15 protein-coding genes and 1 riboswitch are annotated in these 14,695 nt (G+C 67.7%); of the genes, 6 read left to right on the top strand and 9 right to left on the bottom strand.

Annotated elements, in window-relative coordinates; translation table 11 throughout:
- Nucleotides 1-65 precede the first annotated feature (65 nt).
- Both ACIHA7_RS03655 and ACIHA7_RS03650 read right to left on the bottom strand, forming a co-directional pair.
- Nucleotides 66-617, bottom strand: a complete 552-nt coding sequence (locus ACIHA7_RS03655; protein ID WP_397285177.1) for a DUF6153 family protein — start codon at nucleotides 615-617, stop codon at nucleotides 66-68.
- 58 nt (nucleotides 618-675) lie between these two features.
- Nucleotides 676-1,254, bottom strand: a complete 579-nt coding sequence (locus tag ACIHA7_RS03650) for a hypothetical protein (protein WP_397285175.1) — start codon at nucleotides 1,252-1,254, stop codon at nucleotides 676-678.
- A gap of 164 nt (nucleotides 1,255-1,418) precedes the next feature.
- On the opposite strand from ACIHA7_RS03650, the gene ACIHA7_RS03645 reads away from it, so the two are divergent.
- The 3 genes from ACIHA7_RS03645 (at nucleotide 1,419) to ACIHA7_RS03635 (ending at nucleotide 4,284) form a co-directional block, all read left to right on the top strand.
- Nucleotides 1,419-2,024: a hypothetical protein gene (locus ACIHA7_RS03645; RefSeq protein ID WP_397285174.1), complete on the top strand. Its 606-nt coding sequence runs from the start codon at nucleotides 1,419-1,421 to the stop codon at nucleotides 2,022-2,024.
- Nucleotides 2,025-2,142: 118 nt separating this feature from the next.
- Nucleotides 2,143-3,294 carry a class I SAM-dependent methyltransferase gene (locus tag ACIHA7_RS03640; RefSeq protein WP_397285172.1) on the top strand — a complete coding sequence of 384 codons (1,152 nt, stop codon included), beginning with the start codon at nucleotides 2,143-2,145 and terminating at the stop codon, nucleotides 3,292-3,294.
- 126 nt (nucleotides 3,295-3,420) lie between these two features.
- Nucleotides 3,421-4,284: a Bax inhibitor-1/YccA family protein gene (locus tag ACIHA7_RS03635; RefSeq protein ID WP_397285170.1), complete on the top strand. Its 864-nt coding sequence runs from the start codon at nucleotides 3,421-3,423 to the stop codon at nucleotides 4,282-4,284.
- 94 nt (nucleotides 4,285-4,378) lie between these two features.
- On the opposite strand, the gene ACIHA7_RS03630 is transcribed toward ACIHA7_RS03635, so the two are convergent.
- Genes ACIHA7_RS03630 through ACIHA7_RS03620 form a run of 3 tightly spaced genes read right to left on the bottom strand, consistent with a single transcriptional unit; the run spans nucleotide 4,379 to nucleotide 7,029 of the window.
- Nucleotides 4,379-5,599 carry an acetyl-CoA C-acetyltransferase gene (locus ACIHA7_RS03630; RefSeq protein WP_397285168.1) on the bottom strand — a complete coding sequence of 407 codons (1,221 nt, stop codon included), beginning with the start codon at nucleotides 5,597-5,599 and terminating at the stop codon, nucleotides 4,379-4,381.
- Between the two features lie 40 nt (nucleotides 5,600-5,639).
- Complete coding sequence (locus ACIHA7_RS03625) at nucleotides 5,640-6,515, bottom strand: SGNH/GDSL hydrolase family protein (RefSeq protein ID WP_397286492.1); 876 nt, start codon at nucleotides 6,513-6,515, stop codon at nucleotides 5,640-5,642.
- Between the two features lie 34 nt (nucleotides 6,516-6,549).
- A complete protein-coding gene (locus tag ACIHA7_RS03620) occupies nucleotides 6,550-7,029 on the bottom strand; it encodes a hypothetical protein (protein ID WP_397285166.1) in 480 nt (159 codons plus the stop codon).
- A 109-nt stretch (nucleotides 7,030-7,138) separates the two neighbouring features.
- On the opposite strand from ACIHA7_RS03620, the gene ACIHA7_RS03615 reads away from it, so the two are divergent.
- Complete coding sequence (locus ACIHA7_RS03615; RefSeq protein WP_397285164.1) at nucleotides 7,139-8,530, top strand: cystathionine beta-synthase; 1,392 nt, start codon at nucleotides 7,139-7,141, stop codon at nucleotides 8,528-8,530.
- Between the two features lie 80 nt (nucleotides 8,531-8,610).
- Here the strand turns inward: ACIHA7_RS03615 and ACIHA7_RS03610 are convergent, their stop codons facing one another.
- On the bottom strand, nucleotides 8,611-9,417 hold the full coding sequence (locus ACIHA7_RS03610; protein ID WP_397285161.1) for a DUF72 domain-containing protein: 807 nt from the start codon (nucleotides 9,415-9,417) through the stop codon (nucleotides 8,611-8,613).
- Nucleotides 9,418-9,446: 29 nt separating this feature from the next.
- Nucleotides 9,447-10,835 carry a purine-cytosine permease family protein gene (locus tag ACIHA7_RS03605; RefSeq protein WP_397285159.1) on the bottom strand — a complete coding sequence of 463 codons (1,389 nt, stop codon included), beginning with the start codon at nucleotides 10,833-10,835 and terminating at the stop codon, nucleotides 9,447-9,449.
- Nucleotides 10,832-10,947, bottom strand: a riboswitch (TPP riboswitch). It overlaps the preceding gene by 4 nt.
- 245 nt (nucleotides 10,948-11,192) lie before the next feature.
- Here ACIHA7_RS03605 and ACIHA7_RS03600 point away from each other — a divergent pair.
- The gene (locus ACIHA7_RS03600) at nucleotides 11,193-12,326 is read left to right on the top strand and encodes an AbrB family transcriptional regulator (protein ID WP_397285157.1); all 1,134 of its coding nucleotides are present in this window, start codon (nucleotides 11,193-11,195) and stop codon (nucleotides 12,324-12,326) included.
- Between the two features lie 92 nt (nucleotides 12,327-12,418).
- On the opposite strand, the gene ACIHA7_RS03595 is transcribed toward ACIHA7_RS03600, so the two are convergent.
- Nucleotides 12,419-12,877, bottom strand: coding sequence for a DUF4254 domain-containing protein (locus ACIHA7_RS03595; RefSeq protein WP_397285155.1), 459 nt, complete (start codon nucleotides 12,875-12,877; stop codon nucleotides 12,419-12,421).
- Nucleotides 12,878-13,312: 435 nt separating this feature from the next.
- On the opposite strand from ACIHA7_RS03595, the gene ACIHA7_RS03590 reads away from it, so the two are divergent.
- Nucleotides 13,313-14,188 (top strand): hypothetical protein, encoded by an 876-nt coding sequence (locus ACIHA7_RS03590; protein ID WP_107660926.1) that lies wholly within the window; start codon nucleotides 13,313-13,315, stop codon nucleotides 14,186-14,188.
- Nucleotides 14,189-14,267: 79 nt separating this feature from the next.
- Here ACIHA7_RS03590 and ACIHA7_RS03585 read toward each other — a convergent pair whose 3' ends face one another.
- Nucleotides 14,268-14,642, bottom strand: a complete 375-nt coding sequence (locus ACIHA7_RS03585) for a DUF6401 family natural product biosynthesis protein (protein WP_397285153.1) — start codon at nucleotides 14,640-14,642, stop codon at nucleotides 14,268-14,270.
- Nucleotides 14,643-14,695: the final 53 nt, after the last annotated feature.

Genomic DNA, 14,695 nt, shown 5'->3' with positions numbered 1-14,695 from the left:
TGCGCATGACTGGGTTTCGGGCAGGGCAACGCCGGCGACCGTCGAGAACGGTCGCCGCAGAGCTGTCAGATCCGCAGAATCGACAATTCGGCCAGGGTGAGCACGGTCCACGGCGGTGACCGTTCCCGCCGTGGTCGCCGATGACGCAGCCGCGCGACATCATTGCCCGGCCGATCGAGAGCCATCCGATAGAGCAGCACCAGTGCGAACAGCAGCACGGCAGCGGCCAGGATGAATACGCAACCGTGCATTCCGCCGTGGGTGCCGCCGCAACCGTCATCCGCGCAGTCCATGTCCGGTGCGGCATGTTCGCCGAGGGGCGAGGCGACGGACTGGGCGACGGTCGGCATCGCGGTGCTGGCCAGGTCATGACCGTCGTCGACCGCGTCGTGCCGGTCGACGAACACCACGGTCGCCGTCGCTTCGGTGGGCATCGCCACCGCAGGCAGCGGGACTGTGCTGTCCTTGCTGTCCGTCGAGTGATGGTCGACCGCACCGGCGTGACTCGGCGTCGCGAACACCACCGCATGCATGACGACGATCCCGGCGAGCAGCACCAGCACACCGAGCGCCCGGGCGAGCCCGGCGATGCGCGGTGATAGCTGCTGTTCGACCACGCGGCCAGTGTAATGACGGCGGCCAGGTCGATGGCAATACCCCCTGGCGGTACGGGTACTACTCGCTGGCGACGTCGATGACCAGCCGGGTCGGGTTGGTCAGCGTGGTGACGGTGAACCCGGGCCGGTCGCTGTTGACGCCGATGAACGACTGGGTGGTGCCCTCGAACACGGTGGTCCGATAGACCCCCGCGATGCCGGGCGCGCTCGGTTCGGTCGCGGGATCGGGTCCCGCGTAAGGCGTCTCGGCGCTGTCGAACGGGTAGGCCGAGCCGAGGATCTGCACCTCGAGGATCGACTTGCCGGCCACCTCGATCGGCTTGCCGCTGCCGTCCTGCACGGCCCGGTCGGTGTACTGCACGATCCAGCCGGGGGTGCCCTTGCCGCCGAGGTCGTAGACCACCCGATCGAAGCCGGGCTGGTGGCCGATGCGAATACCGGTGACGGTCAGGCCCGCGTCGCCGGATGCGGTGCCCCGCTTGGGCGCGGTGTCGCGCGGGGCGGTCGGCGCTTCGGCCAGGGTGCCCGTGGTCGAGGTGCTCGGCGCAGACGTGTTCGCGGTGGTTCCTGCGTCGTCGCCGCAGCCCGCGAGCAGCGCCGTCACCGCGACGATGGCCAACACCATCCTGTTACGCATGGGGCTGATGGTAAACGCCGGACGGGGCGTCGCGCGGGATTTGCGGGTTTCTCGATGTTTGCCGTCGGAATTTCCGCTCAGTGAACCGGTCGCGGGGCTGGCTCGTGGTTGTCGATGACCGGACGCGAATCGCGCGTCATCGATCGATCCGGAGGATCTGAAAAATGCTCTCGACCAAGCACTTCCAGCGAGCCGCACGGCCATTGGCCGCTGCCTCGGTGGTTCTCGCCGGTTTGCTGAGTGCGTGCACGAGTGCCGAGACGGCGCAGCCCGCGCCCTCGCAGGCGCCGACCTCGGCGGTGTCGGCCTCGGCCTCGGCGGCGGCCGGTGCGCCGCAGAACCAGGCGCCTGCCAAGACCCAGGACTGGCTGAAGATCTACCACGGAACGGCGCCGACCGGCACGAATGCGGTGCAACTGCGCCTCGCGGACAATAGCGCTGTCGGACAGCACGTTACGGCCGCCGACCGCGCGCTGTACCGATTCGACAAGGACACCGCCAAGCCACCCACCTCGAATTGCTCGGGTGATTGTGCCGCGAAATGGCCGCCGCTGATCGCGCAGCGCGGGCAGGCCGTGTACGCGGCGGGCGTCGATCCGCAGCTCGTCGGCTTCATCGAACGTGCTGATGGCGCATGCCAAGTCACCATCGCGGGGTGGCCGGTCTACTTCTTCGCCAAGGACACGAAGCCGGGCGACCTGCTCGGTCAAGGCGTCGGTGGGGTCTGGCACGCGGTGACCGCAACGGGTGGCAAGGCGGGTGCCAACTGAGCTGAACCCGTTGTGACGCTACGCTTTACGGCCGCTCGACCGGGGTACGCAATACGCGCCGGAACCGGTTTGCCGGGGCCGATGTGACGTTGGGGCAACGATCTAGCACACTTGAGGCGTGGCAGCCATCGAGGACGTTCTGAGCCGACTGCGGCGGTATCCAGATGTGGAGGCGTTAAACCTCTACGCTGTGGATGCCGCCGATCGGCTGATCCTCGATGTCGCCGACGAGGCGCTCGCCAGCACTGATAGCGGAAAGATAGCCATAGTCGGCGACGCGTACGGCGCGCTGACCATCGGCGCGATCACCGCTCACGACCTGCGCGGGGTCCGTGTGCACCAGGATCTGCTCACCGGCGAACTCGCTCTGGCCAACAATGCCCGCGCGCTCGGTCTCACCGACCGCTACACCGCGTATCCACTCGGCCGCGACTTGCTCGCCGATGTCCGGGTGGTCCTGCTGCGGCTGCCACGGGCGCTGGCCGGCCTGACCGAGGTCGCCGACGCCATCGCGCGCTACGCCGATCCCGAGGTGGTAGTGGTCGCGGGCGGCCGGGACAAGTATCTGACGAAGTCGATGAACGACGTGCTGGCCCAGTCGTTTTCCGAGGTCCGGGCCAGCCGTGGCCGGCAGAAGTCGCGCACCCTGCTGGTCAGCGGGCCGAAACCGGTCGGTGACCCGCCGTTCCCGGTGCGCGACCGGCTCGACGACCTCGATCTCGACGTGGTCGCCCACGGTGCCGCCTTCTCCGGCGCCCGGCTCGACATCGGCACCCGGTTCCTGCTCGAGCACCTGAAGTGGATGAAACCCGATGCGCGCGAGGCCATCGACCTCGGCTGCGGCACCGGGATACTGGCCGTGCAGCTGGCCAAGGCCAGGCCCGCCCTCCGGGTGCTCGGCACCGATCAGTCGGCGGCCGCGGTGGCCTCGGCCAAGGCGACGGTGGCGGTCAACGGCGTTGCGGACCGGGTGACGGTGGTGCGCGACGACGCGATGTCCTCGGCCGCCGACAACAGCGCCGACCTGGTGCTGTGCAACCCGCCCTTCCACGTCGGCGCCGCCGTGCACACCGGGTCGGCGATCAAGATGTTCGCCGAGACCGGACGGGTGCTTCGCCCCGGCGGCGAGCTGTGGACGGTGTTCAATTCCCACCTGAACTACCGTGGCGTGATCGAGCGCATGGTCGGGCGCACTGAGGTGGTCGGTCGCAACCGCAAATTCACGGTCACTCGATCCGTGCGTGGCCTACACGACGCGCAGCAGCGGTAGAGTCCGTTTTGTCCGCCTGCGCGCGGGTCTTTCGGGAACTAGCGCCGGGCAGTAAACGTTGTACCCAGCAGTTGGATATCGAGCGCGAGCTCGACGAACAGCGGCAACGACCAGAAAGGGACGCAGGTGCGTAGCACAAGCAATCCGGTTTTCCGAAACTTGCCCAAGCAAGAGGGCAATGGCTACGCCAACTTCGGCTCAGGCGTGGCCGGGGCGGGCCAGTTGGGTCAGCAGTTCGGTAATCAGTACGGACAGCAGTACCAGCAGCCGCAGCCATACCAGCAGGCGCCGGGCACCACCCGGGCGATGACCATCGACGACGTGGTGACCAAGACCGCCATCACGCTGGGTGTGCTCGCGCTGTCGGCCATCGTCTCCTACGGCTTCAGCAACGCCGATCCCTCGCTGGCGAAGTGGTTCGTCATCGGCGGCGGTCTGATCGGCCTGGTGCTCGTCCTCGTCGCGACCTTCGCCAACAAGATGGACAACCCGGTTCTGGTGCTGTCCTACGCGGTGTTCGAGGGTCTGTTCGTCGGCGCGCTGTCGTTCATGTTCACCGACATCAGTTTCGGCGGGGCCGGCGGCAGCGGGATGATCGCGCAGGCGGTGCTCGGCACCTTCGGTGTCTTCGCAGGCATGCTCGTCGTCTACAAGACCGGCGCTATCCGTGTCACGCCGCGCTTCACCCGGATGATCGTCGGCGCCATGATCGGCGTGCTGGTCCTGGTGATCGGCAACCTGGTCGCCAGTTTCTTCATCTCCGGCGGCCTCGGCCTGCGTGACGGTGGCCCGATCGCCATCATCTTCAGCCTGGTGGTCATCGCGATCGCCGCGTTCAGCTTCCTGCTCGACTTCGACGCCGCCGATCAGCTGATCCGCGCGCAGGCGCCGGAGAAGGCGGCCTGGGGCGTCGCCCTCGGCCTGACCGTCACCCTGGTCTGGCTGTACGTCGAGATCCTGCGCCTGCTGAGCTACTTCAACAACGACTAGTACCAAGCGGCTTCGACCGCCTGAGCTGACAACGGGTGGTTGCCGGAGACGGCAACCACCCGTTGTGCGTCCCGAGACGGAAGAGGGCGGTATCTCAGCTAAGCCGCTCGATGACCATCGCCATACCTTGGCCGCCGCCGACGCACATGGTCTCCAGACCGAACTGCTTGTCGTGGGTCTGCAGGTTGTTGATCAGCGTGGTGGTGATGCGGGCACCGGTCATGCCGAACGGGTGGCCCAGCGCGATGGCGCCGCCGGAGACGTTCAGCTTGTCCTCGTCGATCTTCAGCTCACGGGCCGAGCCGAGCACCTGCACCGCGAACGCCTCGTTGATCTCGACCAGGTCGATATCGTCGATCGACTTGCCCGCCAGGGCCAGTGCGCGCTTGCACGCCTCGATCGGGCCGAGACCCATGATCTCGGGGGACAGACCCGAGACACCGGTGGACACGATGCGGGCCAGCGGGGTGAGGCCGAGTTCCTTGGCCTTGGTGTCGCTCATGATGACCAGCGCGGCGGCGCCGTCGTTGAGCGGACAGCAGTTGCCCGCGGTGATCGTGCCGTCGGGGCGGAACACCGGCTTCAGCTTGCTGACCGCCTCGTAGGTGACGCCGGCGCGCGGGCCGTCGTCCTTGGACACCACCGAGCCGTCGGGCAGCGTGACCGGGGTGATTTCGCGCTCGAAGAAGCCGTTCTTGATGGCTTCCTCGGCCCGGTTCTGCGACCGGACGCCCCAGTGGTCCTGCTCCTCGCGGGTGATCCCGGTGAAGCCCGCGACGTTCTCCGCGGTCTGGCCCATCGCGATGTAGGCGTCGGGGATGAGGCCGTCTTCGCGCGGGTCGTGCCAGACGCCCGCGCCGCCCTCGGCGGCCTTCGCGGTGCGGGCCTGCGCGTCGGCGAAGAGCGGGTTCTGGGTGTTGGGCCAGCTGTCGGCGGAGCCGTTCTTGTACCGGGACACCGTCTCGACGCCGGCGGAGATGAAGACGTCGCCCTCGCCCGCCTTGATCGCGTGGAAGGCCATCCGGGTGGACTGCAGCGACGACGCGCAGTAGCGGTGCACGGTGGTGCCGGGCACCAGGTCGTAGCCGAGCTGGACCGCGACGATCCTGGCCATGTTGAAGCCGGACTCGCCACCGGGGGAACCGCAGCCGAGGATCAGGTCATCGATCTGGTTGGGGTCAAGGGCGGGTACCTTGTCGAGCGCCGCGCGGACGATCTGGGTGGTCAAATCGTCGGGCCGCATGTCGACCAGCGATCCCTTGGCCGCCCGGCCGATGGGGGAGCGGGCGGTCGAGACGATGACAGCCTCAGGCATGAGGACTCCTTTGTCTGAAGGAACGTGCGAACCGCGGTTGTTACTCGCGGGTTCCTATCGAATCTACGTCGCGCCCCAGGGGACTGGCAGCCGGGGTCGCCTCGCCCAACGCCTCGAGCAGGACCGGAAGTAGCTGGGCCGCGGCCAGCTCGTAACCAGCGGCCGAGGGGTGGAAACCGTCGGCCGCGAACAGGAGTTCGGGCTGGGCGCGGAATTCCGGAGCGAGCAGATAACCCATCGGCACCGGACGGCCGCCCGCGACGGCGGTGGCCACCGTCTGCGCCTTGGCCAGCCGGACGCTCCAGTTGTGCACCACCGTGCGCAGCGGCTGCGGAATCGCGGTCACCGTGCCGAGATTCGGGCAGGTACCGACCACCACCACACTGTCGGCCCGGCGCAGTCGCGAGACCGCGGCGGCCAATCTGCGCGCGGAGGCGCGCACCGAGTGCTTCTTGGTGATGTCGTTGGCTCCGATGAGAATGACCGCGGCGTCCGGCGGCGGCCCGGCCACGAACATGGCGTCCACCTGACCGGACAGGCCCTTGGAGGTGGCGCCGGAGATCGCCTTGGTGCTCAATCGAATTCGCTGTCCGGTAGCCAGCGCCAGGCCACGGGCCAGGCGGACGCCGGGTACCTCGTCGGCGACCGCGCACCCGACACCGGCCGCGGTGGAGTCGCCGAAGATCATCAGGTGCAGGTCCGCGTGCTTGCCGGTGCGCCAGCGTTCCGGCGTCAGGCAGCCCGCCGTGTAGATCCCGTCGGCTTCCGGCGGTTTCGAGGTGTCGCGGCCGATCACGCCACGCGCCGCGCCTGCCTGCGCCATCAATAGTCGAGAGGCCGCCCACCATGCGGTGCCCGCGCCGGAACCGGCCAAGACTGTTGCGGCACCGGTCACCGCGGCCGTCCGCCAGCCCATGCGTGGTGCACTCACACCAGAAAATGTACCGACTTCACGCAGTCGCGGCAGCCGGAGCGGGAACCTGGAACCAGCCGCGGGCGGGAATGTTCGCGTGATCGGTGGTGACGGTGACCTCGACCAGGCCGGGGCCGGTGTCCTGGAGCAATGAGTACTGCATGCTGCCGTAGAGACCGGACACGATGGTCTCCTCGTAGCTGCCGACCGCGCCGGTGCTGGTGTTGCGCCAGGCCACCGTGGTGCGGACCTCGCACAGCGGGGCCAGCGGATAGTCGCCCGGTCCGATGCCCGCGACGGGCAGCGCGCGCATATTGAGAATCGCCCGGCCCGGCCACGCCGGTCCGACATCGGCCCAGGTGCGGATGGTGGTGCCGCACCAGCCGCCGTAGGCGAGCGTTGGCACCTGCGGGAACTCGATGGTCGCTGCGTTCGCCTGCGCGCCCGGTCCGGCCAGCGCGGCAAGTGCCGCGCCGGCCAGCACAACGCCGGCCTTGGCGATGTTCGGCTGCTTCATGGTTCGGATCCTAAATGGGCGTTTGCTGGAATCCCGGTTTGTCGAGTCGGCGGGGCTTGCGCGTGGCGTGCGCGAACTCACACCGGGACCATCTGGAACTATGGGTCGCATGCGCATCGCCGACCATGTAGTGGACCTCATCGGCAATACGCCGCTGGTCCGGTTGAACTCTGTTGTAGGCCCGAACGCCGGACTGGTGGCGGCCAAGATCGAATACCTGAATCCGGGTGGTAGCTCCAAAGATCGGATCGCGGTCAAGATGATCGACGCGGCCGAGCAGTCCGGGGCGCTACGGCCCGGTGGCACCATCGTCGAACCCACCTCCGGCAATACCGGTGTCGGCCTGGCGCTGGTCGCCCAGCAGCGCGGCTACCACTGTGTCTTCGTCTGCCCGGACAAGGTGAGCGAGGACAAGCGCAACGTGCTGCGCGCCTACGGCGCCGACGTCGTGGTGTGCCCGACCGCCGTCGCGCCGGAGGACCCGGCCAGCTACTACAGCGTCTCCAACCGCCTGGTCGGCGAGATCGACGGAGCGTGGAAGCCGGACCAGTACTCCAACCCCGGCGGCCCGGACAGCCACTACGAGACCACCGGTCCGGAGATCTGGCGCGACACCGAAGGCAAGGTCACGCACTTCGTCGCGGGCGTCGGCACCGGCGGCACCATCACCGGCGTCGGCCGCTACCTCAAGGAGGTGTCCGGCGGGCAGGTCAAGATCATCGGTGCCGACCCGGAGGGCTCGGTGTACTCCGGCGGCACCGGACGGCCGTACCTGGTCGAGGGGGTCGGCGAGGACTTCTGGCCCTCCGCCTACGACCCGGCGATCCCGGACGAGATCATCGCGGTCTCGGACGCGGACTCCTTCGACATGACCCGGCGCCTCGCCCGCGAGGAAGGCCTGCTGGTCGGCGGCTCGTGCGGCATGGCTGTGGTCGCGGCCATCGAGGTCGCCAAGCGTGACCCGGACGCGGTCGTGGTGGTGCTGCTGCCCGACGGCGGCCGCGGCTACCTGTCCAAGATCTTCAACGACCAGTGGATGAGCTCCTACGGTTTCCTGCGCGAGCGCCTCGACGGCAGCACGGTCGAGCCGCTGGTCGGCGACGTGCTGCGCGGCAAATCCGGCGAACTGCCCGACCTGGTGCACACCCATCCCTCGGAAACCCTGCGCGACGCCATCGAGATCCTGCGCGAGTACGGGGTGTCGCAGATGCCCGTGGTCGGCGCCGAGCCGCCGGTGATGGCGGGCGAGGTCGCGGGCAGCGTGTCCGAGCGCGACCTGCTCTCCGCGGTGTTCGAAGGGCGTGCGCACCTGACGGATTCGGTCGGCAAGCACATGAGCCCGTCGTTCCCGCTGATCGGTGCGGGCGAGCCGATCTCGGCGGCGACCAAGGCATTGTCGGATACCGACGCGCTGATGGTCGTCGAGGAGGGCAAGCCGGTCGGCGTCATCACCCGCCACGACCTGCTGGGCTTCTTGAGCATCGGCACCCTCGGCCACTGAAAGCGCTTTCGCGCATACCTTTTCATTTTCCGCACCGGAACGGCATGCGATTCCGGTGCGGAAAATCAAGACAGCCTTGACTATTCGAGGCGGGCGCGCAGGGCCAGGGCGTCGCGTGGTGCCATGACTTTGGCGTCGTTGTCGAAGTAGCAGTAGACGTCGTGGCCGGCCGACCAGGCGCGGATCTTGGCGGCCCACATGTCGAGGCCCTCGTCGGTGTATCCGCTGACGTAGAGCTCGTCGTGACCGTGCAGCCGAATGTAGACGAAATCGGCGGTGACCTCCTCCATCAGCGGGTATTTGCCTGCGGCGTCGGCGATGACGAGCGCGATCCGGTGCTTGGTCAGCAGCTCGGTGAACTCCGGTGTGACGAAGCTGGGATGCCGGATCTCCAGCGCGTGCCGCAGCGGCCGGTCGGCGTCGGTGGTCGTGAACGCCGGGTCCACCCGATGATCGTGCCGTTTCGCGATCTCGACGGCGTGTGTGGTGCTGCGGGGGAGGTGGGTGAAGAAGGTGGCGAGCAGCTCCGGGTCGAACTGGAGGTTCGGCGGCAGCTGCCAGAGGATGGGGCCGAGTTTCGGGCCGAGGGCAAGCAGCCCGGAGGCGAGAAAGTTCGCCAGCAGCTCGTCACCGTCGCGTAGGCGCTTCATGTGCGTGATGAATCTGCTGCCCTTCACCGCGAAGACGAAGTCGTCCGGCGTCTGACTCGACCAGTTCTGATAGCTCGACGGCCGCTGCAGCGCGTAGAAGGAGCCGTTGATCTCGACGCTGTTCAGCTGCTCGGACAGGTAGGCGAGCTCGCGCTTCTGCGTGACGCCCTTGGGGTAGAAGACGCCACGCCACGGCGGATACACCCAGCCCGAGGTGCCGATCCGGATCTCACCCATGACTCCATCGTGGCAGCCGAGGCCCCCGGCTAGCCGGATTTGCCGACCGCGGCCCGCCGTTTCCGCAGCGTGGCGATCCGGCCGACGGCCCACGCGACCAGCACCGCGGCCAGGAACGACAGCAGCGACGCGCTCATCCACGCCTGCTTGGTGAAGTGCAGCTTCTCCTGCACATTCACCCAGAAGTCGGTCCACACACCGGCATCGCCCGGGTTGATGAGCTGATAGACCGAGAGTCCGGCCAGCCAGGCGGCGATCATCCCCCAGCGCGGTGGGGCATCGTCGGCGGTGTTCCACTCGCCCTGCGCGCGCAGGAAGAAGTCGGCGACCAGCACCCCGAGCAGCGGCACGAACACCGAACCGATCAGGCCGAGGAAGGCGAAGTAGTTCGCCATGTTCAGCTGCAGCGCGAGCAGCGTGATCAACGCGCCGAGGCCGATCGACAGGATCCGCCGGTCGACGCGCGGCGCGAGATTCTGGATCGAGAGCGCCGTGGAGTACACGTTGGCGAAGGACTGATCGGCCTCGCGCAACACGAACACGAAGAAGAACAGTCCGCCGAGACTCACCTGGAGGAACGGCGAGTACTGGCCGTCGCCGGTGGCCCTGGCCAGCGCGAACAGGCCGAGGGTGTAGGCGACGATCTGGGTGATCGCGTAGGCCCCGCTGGCCGCGCCGAACGCCGTGCCGGTGCTGCGCGAGTGCCGGGTGTAGTCGGCCGCGACCGGCATCCAGGAGATGGACACCGCGAGCGCGGCGTCGGTGGCGATCCAGAAGAGGTTCCAGTCGGCGCCGAACGGGCCGCTGCCGTGCGGACCCGGATTGGCCGACAGGTCGGGCAATCCGGTGCGGAAGAACTGGATATAGAACCAGACCAGCGCGATCACCACGCCGATCGTGACGAACCGGCGCAGCAGTCGCACCGAACCGAGCGGCCAGATGGTCAGCGCCGTGGTCAGCACGCCGGCGGCCACCACATAGAGCCAGTGCGGGCCGCCGCCGAACAACTCGTCGGCCGCATCGCCGATGACGATCAATTCGAAGGTGCCCCAGCCGATCAGCTGGGCGATGTTCAACGCGGTGGGCAGGTAACTGAGTTTGGCGCCGAACAGGCCGCGCAGCAGCATCATCGCGGGCTTGCCGGTCTTGGCGCCCGGCACCGCGGCCAGGCCGAGCATCAGCCCGCCGACGACGGTACCGACGATCATCGCGAGGATGCCCGCGGCGATCGAGATCTGCGGTACGCCATCGGAATTCGGTGCCAGCACGGTGTACGCGCCGGAGAAGGCGATGAGGCTGACACCCAGGTTTGCCCAGAATGCGCTCTGGTCCCAGAAGGACAGCACCTTCGGGGCGGGCTCATCGAGGGTGAAGGGGGCCTCGTGCCGTTCGGAGTTGTGCAGGGTCGATGCAGACATGCCCGAAACGCTCTTCCTACGCCGGCATTACCCGGACAGGTTCATGCGGTCGGCGAAGCGCTGGGGTCCGCCCTCTCAGCCCGGCCTTGCCCGAGCTCCCGCGGTGGGGGTGGTTCGGGCGAATAGTACACGGGGGAGCTCGGCGGCCACGGCGCTGCGCGCTCGGACGGCGGTGAGCTTCGAATTCGCTCGAGGGTTTATCTGTCTTTTATGGGGTAGTACGAATAGGGCGGCGAGCGGGCTAATGTCCGCTCTGAGCAGGGAATTGGCGTCCTGCGTTCAGGATCACACCAGCTGTTAACCCCGATAACGGAGATGTAACGGTCTGTTCATTAGTCACCGCAATGATTACTAGGTATGACGCGCAGGCAAGTGATCGGATGGGTAGCTCTGCTGGCCTCGGTGCTTGCCGGGGCGACGCTACTCGATCGGGTGCATTTTCCGGCGCCGCAAATGATTCTAGCGATCGTCGTCGGCGGGGCACTGGCGTTGGCCGGGAAGTTGCCAGCCCCGATGCCCCGGGAGCTGTCGTGCGGTGTGCAGTCCATGCTCGGCGTGTTGATGGGCAGCTACCTGGAGATCTCGCTGCTGTCGAGTATCGGGATGGCGCTGGTGCCCGTGCTGGCCGTCACGGTGGCCACGCTGCTGATCAGCCTGCTGGTCGCGGTGGTGTTCGCCCGGTTCGCCCACGTCGAGTTGCCGACCGCGACGCTCGGACTGCTGGCCGGAGGTTCCGCGGCCGTGGTCGCGGTGGCCGACGATATGGACGCCGATCCGCGGCAGGTGGCGTTCATGCAGTACCTGCGGGTCGCGCTGGTCGCGGTCAGCGCGCCTGCCCTCGGCGCGCTGCTGAACAAGAGTGGCGAGGGCCTGGTCACCGAGCATGCGACGCTCGGCGCCGCGGTCACCAATCCTGATCTGCCGTACTGGATGATCGTCGGGCGCGGCGATCAGGTCGCCGGATTGTCCATCGCGGTGATGCTGTGCGTGCTCGGCACCAGAGTGGGCAAGCGGCTCAACCTGCCGAGCCCCGCGCTGATCGGGCCGATGCTGATGACCGCGGTGCTCACCGCGCTCGGCGTCAGCCACGGGTACGCGCCGACGAATCTGTTCAAGGATCTGCTGTTCGTGCTCATCGGGTTCGAGGTCGGCACCCGCTTCACCAAGCCGGTCGTGCGTGAGATGGCCAGGATGATCCCCGGCATGACGGTCACCATCGTCGCGCTGTCCGCCATCGTCGCCGGCCTTGCCTTCGCCGTCGCCACCTTCGTCGACCTCCAGCTCTCCGACATCTATTTGGCCACTACCCCCGGCGGCATCAATGCCGTGCTGGCCACCGCCGAGTCGATGGACGCCAACCTGCCGTTGATCACCTGTGTGCAGAGCATGCGACTGCTGCTGATGGTGCTGATGCTGCCGCTGCTGGCGAAGGCGATGCGGTGGTTTTCGGCGCGGCAGTTGGGGATGCCGGAACCCGAGTTAGCGGTCTGACCCGGCCTGCGCGGACACTTTCGCGCGCCGTGCCGCGTTTTCCGTCGCGGTGTGGCGACAACTGTCCGTTCAGGCCGGGTTCCCCTGCGCCACTACACCTTCCGCACCGCGCCGATGATGAGATCGGTCCATTCGTCGGCCAGCGCGGCGAGGCGGTACCACGCCGCGTGGACCCGATCGTCGGACACGTTCTCGGCGGTGTGCAGCAGATGGCTGGCGTGCGCGTGCGCCGCGGCCATGCGATCGACCGTGGCACCGAGGGATCCGGTGCGCAGGTGCTCGGTGCACCCGTGGCGGGGCACCTGAGTGGCGACCCACTTATCGATGGCGGCGACCAATTCGGCTCTGCGGCAGTCGATTCCCGCGGCCGCGAGCGGATTGCCGTGGCGCTGCCGGTGCAGGATGGCCAACTCGCGGGCCAAGCCGATCAACGGGTGGTCGGTGCTCGGATCGCCCTGGCTGCCGGCGAAAGCGGCGACCAGCTCGCGCTGATCCGGCAGGGACCGGGCGGTGCCGCCCAGGCCGGAGAGGGCGTGATCACGCACGAACATCGCGGGCTCCCGGCGGGCAGTGGCGCGTCGCGGCGCGATCGTCCGGCCTTCGGCCGATGGGGTCGGCGGTCTGTGTGTTCATCGTGCTCCTCCGGGTGACGTCAGGCGGGAGGCATTGCCCTGATGCCGGATCCGGGATAAGCGTGCGCCACGCACCTCGGCGTGTCGGTGACATCGAGATGGCACAGCGATGACAGGTCGTAACAATCTTCTCCGCATCGCGTCGGGCCGCATTGTGAGGAAGACCGACCAGTTCGGGCGGCCGACTATGGACAGTACGGGCCCGCGTGCCGCTGCGGTGAGTAGTCGCGCCGAATGACTCAATGTGGCAAATTATCTGCAAACGAATGGTTCGAGTTATGCAGCCGGGGTATAACCGGCATTGAAGCAGCCTCGGCAAACGCCATGGCGTAATCGGATAGCGAAGGGATGGGCATGTACACCTCCAGTTTGGCTATCGATTTCCAGAAGGGGTTCTCGGACGCGTGGAGTTCGGTGGCCACGTTCGTCCCCAAGCTGGCCGGATTCATCGTCATCTTGCTCATCGGCTGGATCGTCGCGAAGGTCGTGTCGACGATCGTGGACAAGGTGCTCGACCGGCTCGGCTTCGATCGCCTGGTCGAGCGTGGCGGGCTCAAGCAGATGATGTCGCGCAGCCGCTACGACGCCTCCGATCTGCTGGCGAAGCTGGCCTACTACGCGATCCTGCTGATCGCGCTGCAGCTCGGCTTCGGCGTCTTCGGTCCGAATCCGGTGAGCGATCTGCTCGACGGCATCGTCTCCTGGCTGCCGAAGGCCGCGGTCGCGATCATCATCGTGGTTATCGCGGGTGCTATCGCATCCGCGGTGCGTGACCTGGTCGGCAACATGCTCGGCGGGCTGTCCTACGGCGCGATGATCGGCCGGATCGCCGCGGTGTTCATCTGGGGCGTCGGCATCGTCGCCGCGCTGAACCAGATCGGGGTGGCCATGTCGGTCACCATGCCGATCCTGATCACCGTGCTGGCCACCATCGGCGGCATCCTGGTGGTCGGCGTCGGCGGCGGCATGGTTCGCCCGATGCAGCAGCGCTGGGAGAACTGGCTCAGCGGGCTGGAAGAGGAGATGCCCGCGGTCAAGGGCCACGCGGAGGCCTACTCGCGCGGTCGGGAGGATGCCTCGCGGGAGCAGCTGTGGATGGATCAGCAGGCCACCCGTGGCCAGCATGCGCAGCAACAGCAGTGGGATCAGGGTGCGATGCAGGGTGGCGGCGGCTCGTACGAGCAGTCCGGTGAGTACATGGGGTACCGCGACCCGGGCGACCGGCGCTAGGCACCCGCTCGATTCGAATGACGAACGCGTCCGCCGTTGGCTCTCGGCCTACGGCGGACGCGTTCGTTCTATGGGTCGGTCAGGCGGGCTGCAGGGACGCGTGCAGGCACACGCTGGCCAGGCGCAGCTGCACCCAGTCGGCGTTCGCCCAGCTGCCGAGGTCGTCCGGTGCCGCGCCGGTCATCGGCGCACCGCGATCGGCCGCGGCCTCGCGCACGTGATCGAGCAGTCCGCGGGCGTAGCCGGCGAGCAGCACGCTCACCGGAACGCGCGCGGACTCCTCGACGCCGAGGGTGAGGATGTCGCGCACCGCGGCGGCGTGCTGATCCAGCGCGGCCGACAGCGCGGGCAGTTCCGCGGCCGCGGCGAGCGCCGGTACCCCGTGCGTCTTGTGCAGGCGGGTCAAAATCTTGCGCGCCGACACTTCGAGCAACGCGGGGCCTAGCAGAAACATGTTCCTATGCTAGCAACCGGCGTGTCTTTATAGAACTGTGACGCTTCACCCAG

The sequence above is a fragment of the Nocardia sp. NPDC052316 genome (assembly GCF_044547795.1).
Classification (GTDB): Bacteria; Actinomycetota; Actinomycetes; order Mycobacteriales; family Mycobacteriaceae; genus Nocardia.
Note: the sequence above shows the minus strand (reverse complement) of the source record. Positions and strands in the feature narration are given on the sequence as shown.

Coding starts and splice junctions, on each gene's coding strand:
- ACIHA7_RS03650 (WP_397285175.1), bottom strand. CDS start 1,254: ATGCGTAACAGGATGGTGTTGGCCATCGTCGCGGTGACGGCGCTGCTC.
- ACIHA7_RS03645 (WP_397285174.1), top strand. CDS start 1,419: ATGCTCTCGACCAAGCACTTCCAGCGAGCCGCACGGCCATTGGCCGCT.
- ACIHA7_RS03630 (WP_397285168.1), bottom strand. CDS start 5,599: ATGCCTGAGGCTGTCATCGTCTCGACCGCCCGCTCCCCCATCGGCCGG.
- ACIHA7_RS03625 (WP_397286492.1), bottom strand. CDS start 6,515: ATGGGCTGGCGGACGGCCGCGGTGACCGGTGCCGCAACAGTCTTGGCC.
- ACIHA7_RS03620 (WP_397285166.1), bottom strand. CDS start 7,029: ATGAAGCAGCCGAACATCGCCAAGGCCGGCGTTGTGCTGGCCGGCGCG.
- ACIHA7_RS03615 (WP_397285164.1), top strand. CDS start 7,139: ATGCGCATCGCCGACCATGTAGTGGACCTCATCGGCAATACGCCGCTG.
- ACIHA7_RS03610 (WP_397285161.1), bottom strand. CDS start 9,417: ATGGGTGAGATCCGGATCGGCACCTCGGGCTGGGTGTATCCGCCGTGG.
- ACIHA7_RS03605 (WP_397285159.1), bottom strand. CDS start 10,835: ATGTCTGCATCGACCCTGCACAACTCCGAACGGCACGAGGCCCCCTTC.
- ACIHA7_RS03600 (WP_397285157.1), top strand. CDS start 11,193: ATGACGCGCAGGCAAGTGATCGGATGGGTAGCTCTGCTGGCCTCGGTG.
- ACIHA7_RS03595 (WP_397285155.1), bottom strand. CDS start 12,877: ATGTTCGTGCGTGATCACGCCCTCTCCGGCCTGGGCGGCACCGCCCGG.
- ACIHA7_RS03590 (WP_107660926.1), top strand. CDS start 13,313: ATGTACACCTCCAGTTTGGCTATCGATTTCCAGAAGGGGTTCTCGGAC.
- ACIHA7_RS03585 (WP_397285153.1), bottom strand. CDS start 14,642: ATGTTTCTGCTAGGCCCCGCGTTGCTCGAAGTGTCGGCGCGCAAGATT.